This window comes from Rhizorhapis sp. (assembly GCF_035276005.1).
GTDB lineage: Bacteria > Pseudomonadota > Alphaproteobacteria > Sphingomonadales > Sphingomonadaceae > Rhizorhapis.
Genome location: NZ_DATEMB010000052.1, coordinates 36,531 through 53,042, shown reverse-complemented (window position 1 = coordinate 53,042; position 16,512 = coordinate 36,531). Strand labels below are relative to the sequence as shown.

The 16,512-nt window shown below is 61.4% G+C and carries 16 protein-coding genes and 1 rRNA gene; 6 read left to right on the top strand and 11 right to left on the bottom strand.

The window, feature by feature from the left end; all coding sequences use genetic code 11:
- Positions 1 to 378: ribosomal RNA gene (locus VJS46_RS11205) — 16S ribosomal RNA — on the bottom strand; the annotation flags it as partial.
- A gap of 424 nt (positions 379 to 802) precedes the next feature.
- On the opposite strand from VJS46_RS11205, the gene VJS46_RS11200 reads away from it, so the two are divergent.
- Complete coding sequence (locus VJS46_RS11200; protein WP_324060129.1) at positions 803 to 2,326, top strand: lipopolysaccharide biosynthesis protein; 1,524 nt, start codon at positions 803 to 805, stop codon at positions 2,324 to 2,326.
- Here the strand turns inward: VJS46_RS11200 and VJS46_RS11195 are convergent.
- Positions 2,294 to 2,722, bottom strand: coding sequence for a CBS domain-containing protein (locus VJS46_RS11195; protein ID WP_324060128.1), 429 nt, complete (start codon positions 2,720 to 2,722; stop codon positions 2,294 to 2,296). The two genes, VJS46_RS11200 and VJS46_RS11195, sit on opposite strands and share 33 nt — an antisense overlap.
- 66 nt (positions 2,723 to 2,788) lie before the next feature.
- On the opposite strand from VJS46_RS11195, the gene VJS46_RS11190 reads away from it, so the two are divergent.
- Positions 2,789 to 3,091 carry a hypothetical protein gene (locus tag VJS46_RS11190; protein ID WP_324060127.1) on the top strand — a complete coding sequence of 101 codons (303 nt, stop codon included), beginning with the start codon at positions 2,789 to 2,791 and terminating at the stop codon, positions 3,089 to 3,091.
- Positions 3,084 to 3,479 (top strand): acyl-CoA thioesterase, encoded by a 396-nt coding sequence (locus tag VJS46_RS11185; RefSeq protein ID WP_324060126.1) that lies wholly within the window; start codon positions 3,084 to 3,086, stop codon positions 3,477 to 3,479. The genes VJS46_RS11190 and VJS46_RS11185 overlap by 8 nt, the downstream gene beginning before the upstream one ends.
- A 2-nt stretch (positions 3,480 to 3,481) precedes the next feature.
- On the opposite strand, the gene VJS46_RS11180 is transcribed toward VJS46_RS11185, so the two are convergent.
- The 7 genes from VJS46_RS11180 to hisS all read right to left on the bottom strand — a co-directional run bounded on the left by VJS46_RS11180 (position 3,482) and on the right by hisS (position 11,495).
- Complete coding sequence (locus VJS46_RS11180; protein ID WP_324060124.1) at positions 3,482 to 3,814, bottom strand: hypothetical protein; 333 nt, start codon at positions 3,812 to 3,814, stop codon at positions 3,482 to 3,484.
- Positions 3,815 to 3,887: 73 nt separating this feature from the next.
- Positions 3,888 to 5,423: a hypothetical protein gene (locus VJS46_RS11175; protein ID WP_324060123.1), complete on the bottom strand. Its 1,536-nt coding sequence runs from the start codon at positions 5,421 to 5,423 to the stop codon at positions 3,888 to 3,890.
- Between the two features lie 145 nt (positions 5,424 to 5,568).
- The gene (locus VJS46_RS11170) at positions 5,569 to 6,978 is read right to left on the bottom strand and encodes a DUF4139 domain-containing protein (RefSeq protein WP_324060122.1); all 1,410 of its coding nucleotides are present in this window, start codon (positions 6,976 to 6,978) and stop codon (positions 5,569 to 5,571) included.
- A 150-nt stretch (positions 6,979 to 7,128) separates the two neighbouring features.
- Positions 7,129 to 7,926, bottom strand: a complete 798-nt coding sequence (locus VJS46_RS11165) for a DUF4167 domain-containing protein (RefSeq protein ID WP_324060121.1) — start codon at positions 7,924 to 7,926, stop codon at positions 7,129 to 7,131.
- A 302-nt stretch (positions 7,927 to 8,228) separates the two neighbouring features.
- Positions 8,229 to 9,047, bottom strand: a complete 819-nt coding sequence (prmC, locus tag VJS46_RS11160) for a peptide chain release factor N(5)-glutamine methyltransferase (RefSeq protein ID WP_324060120.1) — start codon at positions 9,045 to 9,047, stop codon at positions 8,229 to 8,231.
- A gap of 118 nt (positions 9,048 to 9,165) precedes the next feature.
- Positions 9,166 to 10,248, bottom strand: a complete 1,083-nt coding sequence (gene prfA, locus VJS46_RS11155; protein ID WP_414708006.1) for a peptide chain release factor 1 — start codon at positions 10,246 to 10,248, stop codon at positions 9,166 to 9,168.
- On the bottom strand, positions 10,248 to 11,495 hold the full coding sequence (hisS, locus tag VJS46_RS11150; protein ID WP_324060119.1) for a histidine--tRNA ligase: 1,248 nt from the start codon (positions 11,493 to 11,495) through the stop codon (positions 10,248 to 10,250). Before hisS ends, prfA begins: the two co-directional genes overlap by 1 nt.
- Before the next feature lie 155 nt (positions 11,496 to 11,650).
- On the opposite strand from hisS, the gene VJS46_RS11145 reads away from it, so the two are divergent.
- Positions 11,651 to 13,561 (top strand): peptidase M61, encoded by a 1,911-nt coding sequence (locus tag VJS46_RS11145; RefSeq protein ID WP_324060118.1) that lies wholly within the window; start codon positions 11,651 to 11,653, stop codon positions 13,559 to 13,561.
- 29 nt (positions 13,562 to 13,590) lie between these two features.
- A complete protein-coding gene (ppa, locus tag VJS46_RS11140; protein ID WP_324060117.1) occupies positions 13,591 to 14,133 on the top strand; it encodes an inorganic diphosphatase in 543 nt (180 codons plus the stop codon).
- A 153-nt stretch (positions 14,134 to 14,286) separates the two neighbouring features.
- Here the strand turns inward: ppa and VJS46_RS11135 are convergent, their stop codons facing one another.
- A complete protein-coding gene (locus VJS46_RS11135) occupies positions 14,287 to 15,324 on the bottom strand; it encodes an adenosine kinase (RefSeq protein WP_324060116.1) in 1,038 nt (345 codons plus the stop codon).
- 85 nt (positions 15,325 to 15,409) lie between these two features.
- On the opposite strand from VJS46_RS11135, the gene VJS46_RS11130 reads away from it, so the two are divergent.
- Positions 15,410 to 15,787 carry a hypothetical protein gene (locus VJS46_RS11130; RefSeq protein ID WP_324060115.1) on the top strand — a complete coding sequence of 126 codons (378 nt, stop codon included), beginning with the start codon at positions 15,410 to 15,412 and terminating at the stop codon, positions 15,785 to 15,787.
- Between the two features lie 184 nt (positions 15,788 to 15,971).
- Here VJS46_RS11130 and VJS46_RS11125 read toward each other — a convergent pair whose 3' ends face one another.
- A complete protein-coding gene (locus VJS46_RS11125) occupies positions 15,972 to 16,424 on the bottom strand; it encodes a peptidylprolyl isomerase (RefSeq protein ID WP_324060114.1) in 453 nt (150 codons plus the stop codon).
- Between the last annotated feature and the right edge of the window lie 88 nt (positions 16,425 to 16,512).

Here is a 16,512-nt window from a genome sequence, read left to right as displayed (position 1 = left end):
CACTCACGCGGCATTGCTGGATCAGGCTTTCGCCCATTGTCCAATATTCCCCACTGCTGCCTCCCGTAGGAGTCTGGGCCGTGTCTCAGTCCCAGTGTGGCTGATCATCCTCTCAGACCAGCTAAGGATCGTCGCCTTGGTAGGCCTTTACCCTACCAACTAGCTAATCCTACGCGGGCTCATCCTTGGGCGATAAATCTTTGGACTTACGTCATCATCCGGTATTAGCAGTCATTTCTAACTGTTATTCCGAACCCAAGGGTAGATTCCCACGCGTTACGCACCCGTGCGCCACTAGATCCGAAGATCTCGTTCGACTTGCATGTGTTAGGCATGCCGCCAGCGTTCGTTCTGAGCCAGGATCAAACTCTCAAGTTTGATGTCCCCGCTGATCCAGGTGGAATAACCCAAATCAACGAGCTCATTTCAAGGAGCCGTTCCTGCACAAATCTTACATGGTGTGTAGGACATATAGGAACGGCTTAAATTTGACCGAGTTACCAACGCCTTGAAGCCGTTGGACCCGGGGCCGCCGCCCACATGTCCCTTCATCTAAATTTACGATGTCAAAGAGCCGACGTCTCTATTTTCCCCGCTATCGCTATCGGGGGAAACGTTGCCGTTTCTGTAGAGACGACCGTGGGAGCAGCGCCGCTAGGCCGCCGCCCCGTCCGGTGAGAGGGCATATATGGGGGGCTTCCCGCACCGTCAACGCCTTTTTGCATTTTTGTTTCAGAATTTTTCGGATTTGGCCGTTAAGCACGGTTTTCAGCGGTTTTTCAAAGAGGTGAAACAGGGCTTCATGGCTGTGGCGGACGCAGATGCAGACGAATCAGGCTTCGGCAGGCGGATAAAAAATGCTGTTTTCTGGCGTTCGGGCAGTCAGATCGTCGCTCAACTGATCAGTTGGGCCTCGACTCTGGCGGTGATCCGAATCCTTTCGCCAGCCGATTACGGCCTGTTCGCCATGACTCAGGTGATTCTGACCTTCCTCACCTTCCTCAACGGCTATGGCCTCATCAGCGCGCTGGTTCAGTCAGAGACGCTGGAGCAGTTCAGGCTCCGCCAGGCATTCGGCCTGATGCTTTTGCTGAATGGCGCGCTGGCGATTCTGCAGGTGGCGGTGATGGCCCCCCTCGCCGCGGATTATTATGACCAGCCGCTGGTCGCGAATCTGCTCCGCATCCAGGCCCTGCTCTATCTCGCGACACCCTTCATTGCTTTGCCCGAGGTGCTGATGGGCCGGTCGCTCGATTTCAGGCGCCCTGCGTTAGCGAATCTGATCGCTGCTGCTGCGGCCGCGGCGGTGGCGATCGGCGGCGCGCTATCGGGCTGGGGCGTCTGGACGCTGGTCTTTGCCCCCATCGCGGGCTTCTGGGTGAAAGCCGTCGGCTATATGCTGGCAACTCGCCTGTTCATCTGGCCGAGTTTCGACTTCCGCGGCACAGGCGGCATTATCGGCTTTGGAGCCTCCCTACTGGGAAGCCAGCTTTTCTGGATGTTCCAAAGCCAGGCGGACATATTCATCGGCGGGCGGATGCTGCCTCCGCATGAACTGGGACTTTATGCGGAAGCGCTGTTCCTGACCCAGATATTCGCAGCCAAGTTCATCCCGGCTCTCAACGACGTGGCCTTTCCCGCTTATGCGCGGATGCAGGGCGACGTGGGACGGCTTGCCTGGTCCTTCTGCAAGGCTGTGAAGCTTATTCTTCTCATCGCCTGCCCGCTTTACGTCGGCATGGCCGTAACGGCAGGGCCGCTGATAGAGACCCTGCTTGGGCGCAAATGGATAGAAATGGCGCCGCTCATTTCGATTCTCGCGCTCGCCATGCCGTTCATGACGGTACAGGTGATGTTCGCCCCTGCCAGCAACGCACTTGGCAGGCCGGGAACCACTGCCCGAATCGCTGGCGTCGGAGCGGTGCTGATGCCGGCGGCGTTCCTCATCGGAATTCCTTTCGGCGCGGCCGGCCTTGCCTGGGCCTGGGCACTGGCCTTTCCACTGCTGACACTGGTGACGATTCGGATGGCAGGAAAGCCCATGGGGGTGAGCTATGCCGATATTGGCCGGTCGGCGCTACCCGCTGTGGCGAGTTCGGCCCTGATGGCGGGAATTGTCCTGCTGGTTGGGAAGATACTGCCTCCGATGCCGGCATTCCTCACGCTTGCCCTGATGGTGCTTGCCGGAGCCCTGTCCTACGCCGTGATCCTCTTTGGATTGGCGCGCGAGACGGCGGACGAACTGCTTCGCCTTCTGGGGCGCAAACAAGTGCCCGCCCCTCCCCAAGGCGAATCAGGCGCTCTGGATATAATCCCGCAGAGCTGAAGCCTCCGCCTCGATCTTGTCGATCCGGTATTTGACGAGATCGCCGATCGATACAAAGCCGATGAGCCGCTCCCCTTCGCAGACCGGCAAGTGACGCATACGCCGCTGCGTGATCAGCGACAGGGCGGTGAGCACCGACATGCCGGGAGCCACCGTATGGACCGGGGATGTCATTACCTCCCCTACAGGGACGTCAAGCACGGACGATCCCTGCGTGGCGATCTGTCGGACGACATCGCGCTCGGAGAACATTCCGACGACCTTGCCCCGCTCCATCACCGGCACACAGCCAATCCGCCGTTCCGCCAGCAGCGCTATGACCGATCTCACCGTCTCCCCGCTGCCGACCTGAACCACTTCCGTTCCCTTGTCATGCAGGATTGCCGCTATGGTCATACGAATCCCTCCTTTTCTTTTATCCTGGACCTTGATGATCCCACGGCTCATCCCCAAAGGGAAGGAATGAATGATAGGAAGCCGGACCTGGACGATCCCGAATATGCCGCCTTTGCATGGGGCCGTTACTGGCGAATCATGCGGTGGATGGGTCTTGCGGCGCTCATCTGCGTGATCGTGGGCGTGGGGCTGCTTTGGTGGTGGAACGGGGTACCGTCCGTTCACATGCTCATTGCCTCGGCGGCGGGCATCGGTTTTACCGTTATGCTGACGGCGGCGCTGATGGGGCTGGTCTTCATGTCGAGCGGGACCGGACATGATGAGCAGATTCACGACCCGCTGAAAAATGAGAAGGACATTGATGACTGATTCGGGGAAAAGCCTCTCGGCAGTGCGCGATCCGGTCTTGCGGACCGTGCCGCAGCCAAGCAACATCAACGCCAATGGTCATATTTTCGGCGGTTGGGTGCTGAGCCAGATGGACATCGCGGGCGGCATCATCGCCGCGCGCGAGGCGCAGGGGCCGGTGGCCACGGTTGCGATCGAGGCGATGGAGTTCATCGAACCCATCCTGCTGCACGACATCATCTCCATCTATGCGGAGGTGAAGCGTCGGGGACGTACCTCGCTCGCTATCGGCCTGGACGTGATCGCAAGCCGTGGCCGTGGCCGGGAAGAGATACGCGTGACGAGCGGGCTGTTCACCTTTGTTGCCCTGGACGACAATCATCGGCCCAAACCGCTCCCCCCGGTCTGAGCTTATAAGGGCGCTGATTTTTCCAGTGCCGCCTTGCGCTTCACAAGCTCCACCATCTCTGCCTGAACTTCGAAAAGTTCAATGCACCGCTGCTCTTCCGGCGTCAAAGTGCTGCGGTCGAGGCGCGCCACCAATATTTTTACCGCATCGGTGATCTGGCCGATCTGGCGGCCATAACTGCCGACCTGCTGAAGGATCGACCGTTCCATGTCCGGGTCGCGGCTGAGCCCCAGATTGACCGTGACATTGCCGAACTGATTACCGTCCCATACCCAGGTCCAGGGATTGATGCTTTGCGTAACGTCGCCCGAGAGCGGCAGCCTGAAATGCTCCATCGATGGTCCTCCCAGCTATGCATTGGGAATAGCATCAGCATGAGAGCAATGGGTCAAGCCTCCTCTCCCCTCCTCACCGCCGCGTCAGCGTGTAGTCCAGTCGAGCCGTGCCATTCGCCGGAACCGTCAACTTCCATAGAAGATCGCTATTTTTCCGCCCCAGCTTCGCGCTCACTCCCGAATAGGTGAAGGCGTCCGATTGCTGCAGTCGAATCTCGACCGGCGCCTTGCGCTTGCCGGCATTGGTGACCGTCAAGCGGTAGGATGCCTTCTCCCCTTTGCCGCAGCCAGTGCATTCCAGCCGGTACTGGAGTTGGGGACTGGCGCCCGCTTCGGCTTCCACCTCCTCGCCGACGGCATGGTCACGGAGCTTGTCTTCGCCAAGAAGCATGTCCTGGCCTTCCACATTTTCGAACAGCGCAAGACCCCCGGACGGAAGTGGAACGCCCAGTCCCGCTTTCTCCTTGTTCTGCATCCGAACCAAGATCTGGAGCGGCGCAGGCTCGGTCACATTTTCCGGCCAGAGGGTCGCCCCATAAACATGGGTGAAGGGAATGCCCCGCTTTTCGAGCAGCGCCACCTGCTTCTGGCCATTGGCATTCAGATCAACCCGCATCGGCACGCGATAGAGCTTCAGGTCGCCCAGTTCCTCCTGCACGGCCTTGCGGCGTTGAGCAGTGACCGAAACGTCCATGGCCTCCGCGGCCATACGTGCCATCACTGGAGCAGGAGCCGCAGGTGGCAAAGCATTACCGGCAACGGCGCCCTCATACATCCGCATCTCCGCGGTGCTGGTGCTGTCCATCGGCCAGCAGCGCAGATTGAGGACGGGGGAAGGCTCGGGCGCGACAAGGGTTTGAAAATCGCTTTCACGATTCACCCTCCCCGCCACCGCGAGTAGCTGCGAATCGGCGAAGCTGACGTCGTTGCTGTTCGCGACCGTCAGCCAGCCGAACAAATCCAGCGCCTTCCCATCCTCATTCACTCGAGCGACGTAATTCGCCGCCCAGTCGAAACCCGTGGCGAGATAGGTGATGGTGACGTCGGCATTGACCGCCTGATCGCTTCGGGTGGTGACCGACAGGGTGGGCTTCGCCGAAAGCCCCTGCGGAAGCGAATCATAGACCAGCGTTTCAGGCAAGCCGGAGCAGCGCAGCCCTTCAAAGCCTTCGTCCGTCTGAAGCACGACCGCATTGTCCGGCCCGGAGCGAATCACTGCCTCTGTTTCCGTGATCTTGCCCGTGGCCGGATTGGTCCGCCGGATGTGCACCCGGTTGCCGAGCGTCCCGTCGAGCAGCGATGCAGGCGTCAGCAGCTTGGCATCCCTGTTCTTCTGGATCACCCCGCCGGGAAGGCCAGTCACCACAGCGCTGACCGCGATCATGCCGTTCGCCACGCCTTCGAATCGAATGAGCGATTCGCCCGCGGGCACAGCGATCCGCCTGTGCTCGGTGATGAGCGCGAAGCCGTTCAGCCAGTCCAGATTAATGCCTCCATCCCCACGATCCGGATCGCGATAGATGGTGACGGAGGTCGAATCAGGCGCGGGCGATGTAATGCTGTTCTGCGCGGCGGCGGGCGCGGCGGTCAGGAGGAGGGCGGCCAACATCCTCCCCGGCACGGGGAGGGGGACCATTCGAAGAATGGTGGAGGGGGATATCCTCTGGATGCAGCATAGAGAGGCCAGCCCCCTCCACCGCATTACATGCGGTCCCCCTCCCCGTGCCGGGGAGGATCTGATATGGCGCCTCATCTCAATACCGCGTCTCGAAAGTCGCCGTCACCGTGGCGCTGCCGTTGGCCGGCACATCGACAGTCCACCGCGTGGCGTTGCTGCTCACCCGCTCGCTCTTCTGGCTTTCTTCGACGATTCGCGTGTCGGTAAGATAAAAATCGAGCCCCGACTGCGTCAGGTCCACCTGCACCGGCTGCGCCTTTGCGTTGCTGATCTCATAGCGCATCGTCGAGCGCCATTTGGTGGGGGAGAGCCGCTCGCGCTTCTCCACGACCGTCTTTACCTTGACGTCAAAAGCCTGCCCGGTCGCCAGCGCCAGCTCGCTTCCCATGGGTGTATGGCCGATCCGGTTTTCACCGATGAACTGCGGCGCGCCGCCCGCATCCTTCATATAGAAGCGCACGGTCCCAGCAGGCAACGCATCGCCAAGGCCCCCTTTGCTGGAGGAAGAAAATTTGAGGACGGTGTTGAAGCTTTGCGGCTCCTCGATCGTCTGAAGCCAGCCCACCCGATATTCATAAGTGCGGCGGGCAGGTACACCTTGCACATCCAGGAAGCTGACCTGCTTGGTCTGCCGGTCGGCGATGGTCGTGCGCCCGCTGATCGGATACAGATAATAATCCCCAAGCTGTTCGCGCGCCGCCGTTTCAGTCCCAGCCTCCCTGATGTTGCTCATTTCGGGCTGCGGCGGATAGATCATCGGGCGGACGCGGCCATTCCGCCCCTGATTGATGCTGCCTGCGACCAGCAGCGTATCGGCATTATTATAGGTGGTGCCGCTATTATTGGTGAGCGTCACCCAGCCCTGCACATCGATGCGCGCAGCCTTTTCATCATAAAGCGCAACATAGTCGGCGCTCCACCCAAGACCCGGCGTCAGATAGCGAAGCGAGGCAGGGCGGCTGCCGGTCCGTTCGCTGTCGACCGTGACGGATAGGGTGGGCCGCGGGCGGAGATTGGGGGGAACCTTATCGAAAATAACCCGTACCGGCAGGCCATCGTCGCGCAGCACTTCGATCTGGTTGCCGATCTGAAGGACAACGCCGCCATTCACGGCCAGCACCTTCGCCTGTTGGCGCGTCTCGCCGCCGGTGGCGGGATTGGTGCGGACGATGGTGACGATTTGCCCCACCGCCTTTTCCATCAGCTTGTCAGGGGACAGCAGATCGAAATCAAAGTTCTGTTCGACAATGGACGCGCCAGCCGCGTTGAAGGAGACGGTTTCAGGGCGAATCTGGGCCGACACATCGGGGAATTCCAGCCGCGTTGTCCCCGCCGGAATGTTGAGCTGCCGCACGTCCTGCACCAGCGCGAGATTGTCATTGTAGATGGTGACCGAGACATCGCCCTGGGCGCTTGGCCCACTCTGGGCAAAGAGAGCCGCAGGCGCGGCAGCGAGAAGCAAGGGCAGAACGCGAGCGAAGTGCATTTTTCTGTTTCTCCTTTTTCCTCTTTCCCTGAGAGGACTTACAACAACGCGCCTCTGCCGCAACAAAAAGGGCGGCGCCGGTTCGGCGTCGCCCTCTTGTTTACGGATGCTTTTTGACCCTGCGATGAACGGAGGGATTTGTGCGCTGAATTACTCTGCAGCTTCAGCCGTTGTCCGCGTGCGGCGGGTCCGCTTGCGCGGTGCAGCCACTTCCTCGCCGCTGTCATTGTCTGCGCGAGAGATGGACGGCGGCAGAATTGCCGCGTCCATGCCATGGTTTTCCTCGGCCGCCTGCGCCTTGGGAGCGCGCTTCTGACGCGGAGCACGCTTCGGCTTGGCCGCCGCCTCCTCCACAGCAACGGGTTCAGCCGGTAGCGTCTCGGGCGCCCGTTGGACCGGCGCAGGCGCTTCCGCTTCTACCGGAGGCGGCGCTTCTTCCCGCTGGCCACGGCCACGGCGCGGGCCACGCTCACCCTGCCGGTCATTCCGCCGGTCAGGACGTTCGTTCCTGCGTTCGAAACGAGCTTCCCGTTCAAAACGAGGTTCGCGCTCAAAGCCGCGCTCCTCCATTTCACCCGATCGCGGCTGCGCCTCTTCGGTATCGCCGCCAACGCCTTCGCCTTCGAGCTCCAGATCTTCCTCTTCATCCATATCGAAGCGGTTGTCGTCGCGGTTCCGGCGCCAGTTCTGCTGCTCTTCCTGGCGGGCGCGATTGTCGGCGAGGACACGGAAATAATGGTCGGCGAACTGCAGATAATATTCTGCATTGACCCGATCGCCCTGCGTCTGCGCGTCACGCGCCAGATTCTTGTATTTCTCAAGAAGCTGGGCCGCATTGCCGCGGGCGCGATTGTCGATGCGGTTACCCGAGTCTCCGCCCCGGCCATTGCCCTGGGGACGGGAATTGTTCCGGCCGCGACGGCGGCCGGCCTGCCGATTATTGATCAAAGTGACGTCCTTGTTTTCAATAACATCCCGAAAAGCGCCGCTCCCGGATTTGGATGCATATTCCCCAAAAGGGCCGGATTGCCTGGGCAATGCCGACCGTCCTGTTGCCAGAGCCGCCGGACATCAGCGCCTTCATGACCTTGGGAGCAGGTGCGGGGAAATCCATTTTACGCTGGATGACGCCGCCCCCTTGAAGAGCGCTGTTAAACCGTCCGTCGGTAGAAACCAAGTGAAATCTCTGGCGGCCACGAAAAAGCGGGCGCTGCAGTCAATATAGGCCCGCTTGTCCCAATATTGAAGCCTCAAGGTGTAATGACAAGGCATCGATCGCGACCGGCAAGGTCCTGTTGGCAGCGGACATGAAGCCCCACTTGTTCAAACAGCCGGGCCGCGCTTCGTCCCTGATCAAAGCCGATCTCTATGGCCGCCATCCCCCCTGGTTCGAGCAGAGCGGGAAGCTGCGGTGCGATGCGGCGATAGTCGTCGAGCCCCTCCTCCCCGGCAAAAAGCGCGGCATGAGGTTCATGGTGCAGCACGTCGCGCGGAAGCATCGCATGGCTGCTGATATAGGGGGGATTAATGAGAATCAGGTCGAACCGTTCGGCTATCCCCCCGGCCCAATTCCCCTTCTGGAAATGGGCGCGGGAGGCAAGGTCAAGGCGCTCGGCATTTGCCTGGGCAATGGCCAGGGCGTCCTGCGAGATATCGACGCCGATTCCGGTGGCGTGCCGCCATTGGTCAAGAGCGGCGAGAAGAAGCGCGCCCGAACCAGTGCCAAGATCCAGCACCCGCATTGGCGGCCGGTCGCCAAAATGGGCCACCGCCGCGTCGAGCAGGGTCTCGGTATCCGGCCGGGGAATGAGAACCGCTGGCGTGACGTGAAGGGTTATGGTCCAGAAATCGCGCTCGCCAGTGATATAGGCAACAGGCTCCCCAGCGGCCCGCCGTTCGATGAGGGCGTGGAACTGGCTGGGCACTTCAAGATCGCGCAACTTTAGCAACAGCTCACTCCTCCCCATGCCCAGGGCATGAGCGAGCAATAGCTCAGCATCCAGGCGCGGGCTGTCGCTCTTGCCAGACAGGCGCTGCGTAGCGGCGCGGAGAAATTGGGAGGCGTTCATTCCGATTGACCATCATCTCCGCGAAGGCAGGGACCCATCGCCTGAACCAACCACCTGATTCCGCGTCGGGCGATGGATTCCCGCCTTCGCGGGAATGACGACAACAGGAGAAAGGAGATCACCCCGCCCCGTCCAGCTGTGCCAGCCGGGCGGCCTCATCCTCTGCAATGAGCGCAGAGACAATCTCCTGCAGTCCCGGCCCTTCCAATATCTCCGGTAGGCGGTGGAGCGTCAGGTTGATCCGATGGTCGGTCACCCTGCCTTGCGGAAAATTATAGGTGCGGATGCGTTCGGACCGATCGCCCGAACCCACCATTGCCTTGCGCGCGCCCGCCTGCTCGCTGGCCGCGCGGTCGCGTTCCAATTCATAGAGCCTGGCCCGGAGCACCTTCAACGCCTTGGCCTTGTTCTTGTGCTGCGACTTTTCATCTTGCTGGGATACTACCAGACCGGTCGGCAAGTGCGTGATGCGCACCGCGCTGTCCGTCGTGTTCACATGCTGCCCGCCCGAGCCCGAGGCCCGGAAAACGTCGATGCGCAGGTCCTTGTCCTGGATGTCGACATCGACCTCCTCCGGCTCCGGCAGGACGGCGACCGTCGCGGCGGAGGTGTGGATTCGCCCGCCGCTTTCGGTAACGGGCACGCGCTGGACACGGTGGACGCCGCTTTCAAATTTCAGCTTGGCGAACACACCTGTGCCGGCGACGCTGGCGACGACTTCCTTATAGCCGCCAACATCTGACGGGCTGGCGGAGATAAGCTCGATCTTCCAGCCCTGCTCCTCGGCATAGCGCGTGTACATGCGGAAAAGGTCGCCCGCGAAAAGCGCCGCCTCATCGCCGCCGGTTCCGGCACGAATCTCCAGCATGGCGGGACGGGCGTCCGCCGCGTCCTTGGGCAGCAGTTGCAGTGCCAACGCCCGCTCTGCCTCCGGGAGCTGTTCGCGGATGGAGCGGATTTCCTCCTCGGCCATCTCACGCATGTCCGGGTCGCCCTCCGGGCCGGTCATATATTCAAGCGAGGAAAGCTCCTGCCGAAGGCGGCGCAAATCATGCGCCGCCTTCGCCACCGGCTGCAGCTCCGCATATTCCTTAGACAGGCGGACAAATTCCTCTGGCGCAAGGTCGGGGCGGGCCAACTGAGCCTGCACCTCATCATGACGCGCCTCTATGGCGCGGATGCGCTCAGAAGAGACCTGCATCAGTGCGCCAGCAGCCCCGCGACCTTTCCGATCGCGACCATATGCTGCTCTCCATTCGCCAGATTCTTCACGGCGGCTTCACCTCGCGCCAGTTCGTCCTCGCCAATGATAACGGCAAAGGCGGCGCCGCTTGCATTCGCCCGCTGCATGCGTTTCTTCATATTGCCCCGAAAGCCCATGTCGGCGGCGATCCCGGCGCGGCGCAGATCGGCAAGCAGGCCCGTCGCGGCCTTCTCGGCAGCCTCTCCCATGGGGATGAGGTGCGCGACCGGGGTTTCGGGCTGAGGCGCCTCGATCAGCATGGCCAGCCGTTCGATGCCCGCCGCCCAGCCGACGCCCGGCGTTTCGGGCCCGCCCAAGGCCTCGATCAAGCCGTCATAGCGGCCACCCGCAAGCACCGTTCCCTGCGCGCCCAGACGATCGGTCACAAATTCGAAGGCGGTGTGGCGGTAATAGTCAAGCCCGCGCACCAGCCGGGCATTGCGGGTCCATCGCACGCCCGCAGCATCAAGTCCTTGCGTCACCTTCGCGAAAAAGTCGGCGGCTTCGCTTGTCAGAAATGCGTCAATGTCCGGCGCGCTATCGGCGGCGGGACGATCGCGCGAGTCCTTGCTGTCGAGGATGCGGAGGGGATTTCGCGTCAGCCGTTCCACGCTGTCCTCGGAAAGCTCCGCCCGGTGCGCCTCAAAATGATCGACCAGTGCGGCCCGCCAGGCTTCCCGCGTTTCCGCATCGCCAAGCGTATTGAGCTGTAATGTCACGCCATCGGCAATGCCAAGCTCGTGCAACAACTGATCGGCGAAGACCAGAAGCTCTATATCGGCGGCAGGCTCGGCCGCGCCGACGATCTCCGCATCGATCTGGTGAAACTGGCGATAACGGCCCTTCTGCGGACGCTCATAACGAAAGACGGGACCGGCGGCTGCAATCTTGAGCGGCGCGAATTGCTGCCAGCCCTCGGTGAGATAGGCGCGCGCAATGCCCGCGGTGAATTCCGGCCGGAGCGTCAGGCTGTCGCCGCCCCGATCGGGGAAGGTGTACATTTCCTTCGACACGACGTCGGTGGTCTCACCCAGCGACCGCGCGAACACCGCCGTTGCTTCGAACACCGGCACCTCGACACGCTGAAAACCGTACAGGCGGCGCACCTGTTCGAAGGCGCCCATCACATGGGCAAAGCGCGCCTGCGTTTCACCGATCATGTCCTGCGTGCCGCGAATGGGGCGGGGTGTCTCGATCCTGCTCATCGGAGGGCGTCTAGCGGCATTTTGGCGAAAGTGGAATGCTTCAGTTCCTGGTCGGGCGGACATGTCATCTTCGCGGGGAGGACGAAATTGTTTGCTGGACCTCCTCTCTTTGCGCCGTCATTCTGCTCACAGAAACAAAACGGAGAAAAACCCGTATGCGTCTTGCGCCGGCTTTGGCCATCGCCGCCTTCCTTATTGCTCCAGCCTCCGCCCAGAACAGCAAGCCCACCGGCCAACCCATCGCCGAAACCATCCCGGCTGCGCAGGACATAGCCTATCCCGGCACCATGCGGCTGATGGTCGATGCGACAGACATCAACCAGAATATCTTCCGCATACGCCAGGTCATTCCTGTCGCCTCGGCCGGGCCGATGACATTGCTTTATCCCGAATGGTTGCCCGGCAATCACGGGCCCCGCGGGCAGGTCGACAAGCTCACCGGACTGAAGATCAGCGCGGGCGGCAAGCCGGTGCCCTGGAGGCGCGATCCAGTCGACGTCTTCGCCTTCCATCTGGAGGTGCCGCAGGGCGCAAGGGAGTTGGATCTGGAATTCCAGTTCGTCTCAGCGACGGAGGAGGGCCAGGGACGGATCGTGGCCACACCTTCGATGCTGAATTTGCAATGGCCATCGGTGTCGCTTTATCCCGCAGGCTATTATGTCCGTAACATTTCCGTGCAGGCGAGCGTCACCTACCCCGCCGGCTGGCAGGCGGCAACGGCGCTTCGCCCGGCGAGCACGTCCGGTGCCACCATCACTTATGAAACTACGGATTATGACACGCTCGTCGATTCGCCGGTCTTTGCCGGCCGCAATTTCAAGAGCGTGGCGCTAACGCCCAAAGTGCGCCTGAATATGGTGGCCGACGAGGCGGGCGACCTCGCCTACACCAATGCCCAATTGGACGCGCACAAGCGCCTGGTCAAGGAAGCCCGCGCGCTGTTCGGGACGGAACATTATGACCGCTACGAATTTCTGCTCGCCCTGACCGATCAGCTCGGCGGCATTGGCCTGGAGCATCATCGCAGTTCGGAGAACAGCGTTGACCGCGAATATTTCACCGGCTGGGACAAGGGGCCGGGGCGGCGGAACATCTTGCCGCATGAACTGGTCCATAGCTGGAACGGCAAATACCGGCGGCCGCAGGGCATCTGGACGCCGGACTTCAGGACGCCGATGCAGGACAGCCTGCTCTGGGTCTATGAAGGACAGACGCAATTCTGGGGCTATGTCCTGGGCGCCCGTTCCGGCCTCTATAGCAAGGAACAGACGCTTGACGCGATCGCTGCCATTGCGGCGGGCCTCGACCAGCGCAAGGGCCGGGAATGGCGGCCGCTCGAAGACACGACCTATGACCCCATTATCTCTGCCCGCAGGCCAAAGCCCTGGACAAGCTGGCAGCGGTCGGAGGACTATTATAATGAGGGGCTGCTGATCTGGCTGGAGGCTGACGGCCTGCTGCGGGAACTCACCCGGGGCCGCAGATCGATGAATGACTTCGCCAAAGTCTTTTTCGGCGGCCGCGACGGGGACTGGGGTGTCTCCACCTATGATTTTGATGCTGTGACAGCGGCGCTGAACAGCCTGGCGCCCTATGACTGGGCAGGCTTTCTTCGCAGCCGGGTCAGCCAGACCAATGGCGAAGCCCCCAAGGGCGGCTTTGCCAAGGGCGGCTATCGACTGGTTTATACCGACCAGCCCAACAGCACCGTCAAGCATGGCGAGGACCGGACGGGGGCAGTGGACCTGAGCTTCGGACCGGGTCTCAATCTTTCCAAGTCCGGGGAAGTGACTGCCATTGTGTGGGACAGCCCCGCCTTCAACGCCGGCCTTGCGGCTGGGATGAACATCGTGGCGGTCAATGGCACCGCCTATTCTGCCGAACGAATCAAAGCCGCCATTTCGGATAATAAGGGGCGCAAAAGCCCAATTGTGCTGCTGGTGCGCTCGGGCGATAAATTTCGTAACATTGAACTTCAATATTCCGGCGGACTGGTTTATCCGCACCTGCAAAAAATAGGCGAGGGTGAAAGCGGCATCGACCTGCTCCTGAAGGCGAGCGGCTGAAACACTGATACAGACAGGATTTGCTTGAAATGAATATCGACTTGATTCCGGTCGGAGACGATCCGCCCAACAGCCTCAATGTGATTATCGAGGTGCCGGTGGGCGGCGAACCCGTCAAATATGAATTCGACAAGAAATCCGGTGCGCTGTTCGTTGACCGCATCCTGCATACCCCAATGCGCTATCCCGCCAATTATGGTTTTGTGCCGCACACCCTCTCGCCCGACGGCGATCCGCTGGACGCGCTGGTGGTGGCTCGCTCCCCCTTCGTTCCGGGCTGCGTCGTCCGCGTCCGCCCCATCGCTGTTCTGAAGCTTGAGGATGAAGCGGGCGGCGATGAAAAGCTGCTGACAGTGCCCGTCGACGGCACCTTCCCCTATTACAGCAAGGTGGGGGAAAAGGACGACCTTCCCGAAATCGTGATGCAGCAGATCGAGCATTTCTTCACCCACTATAAGGATCTCGAGTCCGAAAAATGGGTGCGGATCGGCACTTGGGGCGACGCCGATGAAGCGCGACGGATCGTGCTGGAAGCCATTGAAGCGGCCAAGCAGGCAAAGGCCGCGGCTTGAGATAACAGGCCCCCTCCTCATCACGGGGGGGGCTTGTTAAGCGACGTGGTCTTAATCTGCACCACGTTCAGTTCGTGTTGAGCCAAGTCGAGACATGTCGCGCCAGCGTCCCTCGACTTCGCTCGGGACGAATGGGGGTGCTGAGGCGCCCCCTTATTTTCCGAGGCGCTTGGCCATCAACTGCTTCAGGTCCGCCTCCGGCCGCGCCCCATAGTGGGAAATGACTTCCGCCGCCGCGACCGCGCCCATCGACAGGCTCTCTTCAACCGTCTGGCCGCTCAGATGGCCGGCGAGGAAACCGGCGGCGAAAAGGTCCCCTGCACCAGTGGTATCCACCACCTGCGGCACTGGTTCGGCGGCGACTTCGTAGCGCATGCCCTTCTGGATAGCGATGGCGCCCTTTTCGCTCCGCGTCACGATCAGCGTTCCCACCTTTCCGGCGGTGGCGGCAACCGCCGCCTCGAAATTGTCGGTTTCGTTGAGCGACTTGATCTCCCCTTCATTAGCGAAGAGGATGTCGATCTTGCCATTGTCGATCAGCGCCATGAAATCGTCGCGGTGGCGGGCGATGCAGAAATTGTCCGACAGGGTGAAGGCCACTTCACGCCCGGCATTGCGCGCCATGTCGATCGCTGACCGCATCGCCTTGCGCGGCTCTTCGGGATCCCAGAGATAGCCTTCAAGATAAAGCACCCGTGCCGAAGCGATCAGTTGCGGGTCCAGCGCCGAAGCCGGAAGAAATTGCGATGCGCCCAGGAAGGTGTTCATCGTCCGCTGCGCATCCGGCGTCACCAGGATCAGGCAACGGGCGGTCGGCACTCCGCCATTGCTGGCGGGCGTCGCATAGTGGATGCCGAGCGCCCGGATGTCATGCGCAAAGACGGCACCGAGCTGGTCATCGCACACCTGCCCGATGAAGCCGCATTTCATACCCAGCGCCGCCATGCCCGCCAGCGTATTGGCGGCCGAGCCTCCGCTCACCTCCAGCCCTGGCCCCATCTCGCCATAGATGAGCTCCGCCGTTTCGGCGTCGACCAGTTGCATAGCGCCCTTGCTCAGCGCGTGGCTGGCGAGAAAGGCGTCATCGGACTGGGCGATGACATCGACGATTGCATTGCCGATGCCGACAATATCCAGAGTGGCTTGGGTCACGGAAACTCCTGTTCTCTTCGAACCATATTCATCGCTCATTTTTCGACAACGCCTTATCGATTGTTCTTACTATTCCGGGCAATAGCGAATTGACCCGCATGCGCCCTTACGCAATGAAAGCGCGATGACTGTCCCTCGCTCCCTTTCGCCGCTGCCTGCGCTGCTGCTCGCCCTATCCGCCTGCGTCTCCGCCCCCGCCGCCCGGGCGCCAACCGACACCTCCGCGCGCGCCCGCAGCGCCGCCTTCTATGGCAGGGCGCCAGAAGGACTGGCTGGTGCCGACGCGCGCAAGCTGGTGGCGCTGTTCGGCGAGCCTCGTCTTGACGTACGGGAAAGCAGCGTTCGCAAGCTGCAGTTCACCAATGGCCGCTGCGTGCTCGACGCCTATCTTTATGCACCGGGCAGACGGAAGGAAGCCGTCGTGGCCCATGTCGACACGCGCCTCGCATCGGGCGCGGATGTCGACCAGTCGAGCTGCATCCAGTCGCTGAAGGGCAAGTAGCTCCTGAATGCAAGCCCCTTGGTGGCAGAGGTTTCTTTCATCGTCATCCCCCCGAAGGGGGACCCAACTCGTCTCACATTCTGACGGCGAACCAAGACCGGAGATGGGTTCCCGCTTTCGCAGGAATGACGGATGGCTGGAATAAAGTGGCCGACATTCCGGCCTTGGGTCAGCCGGTTAAGAGTTACTCCGGCACCCGCATCTTGACGATCTTGCCGGGATTTGCGGGCGGCTCGCCCTTGGGCAGGGCATCCACATGCTCCATGCCCTCGGTTACCTCGCCCCACACCGTATACTGGCGATCGAGAAAGGTGGCATCGTCAAAGCAGATAAAGAACTGGCTGTTGGCGCTGTTGGGATTGGCCGAGCGCGCCATTGAGCAAACGCCCCGAACATGCGACTCACTGTTGAATTCGGCGGGCAGGTTGGGACGCTGCGAACCGCCCATCCCGGTACCGGTCGGATCGCCGCCCTGCGCCATGAAGCCGGGGATCACCCGGTGGAACACGACGCCGTCATAAAAGCCTTCATTGGCAAGCGCGCTGATCTGTTCGACATGCTTGGGCGCGAGGTCGGGGCGGAGCTTGATGACGACATCGCCGCTTTCCAGGGTCATGATGAGGGTATCGCCGGCCACGATCGTCTCCTAACGCAGAGTATAAGAAATGGGATTGCCCGCCGATATAGAGCCTACCCGGCCCGATGGAAGCCCCAATCACCAGAAA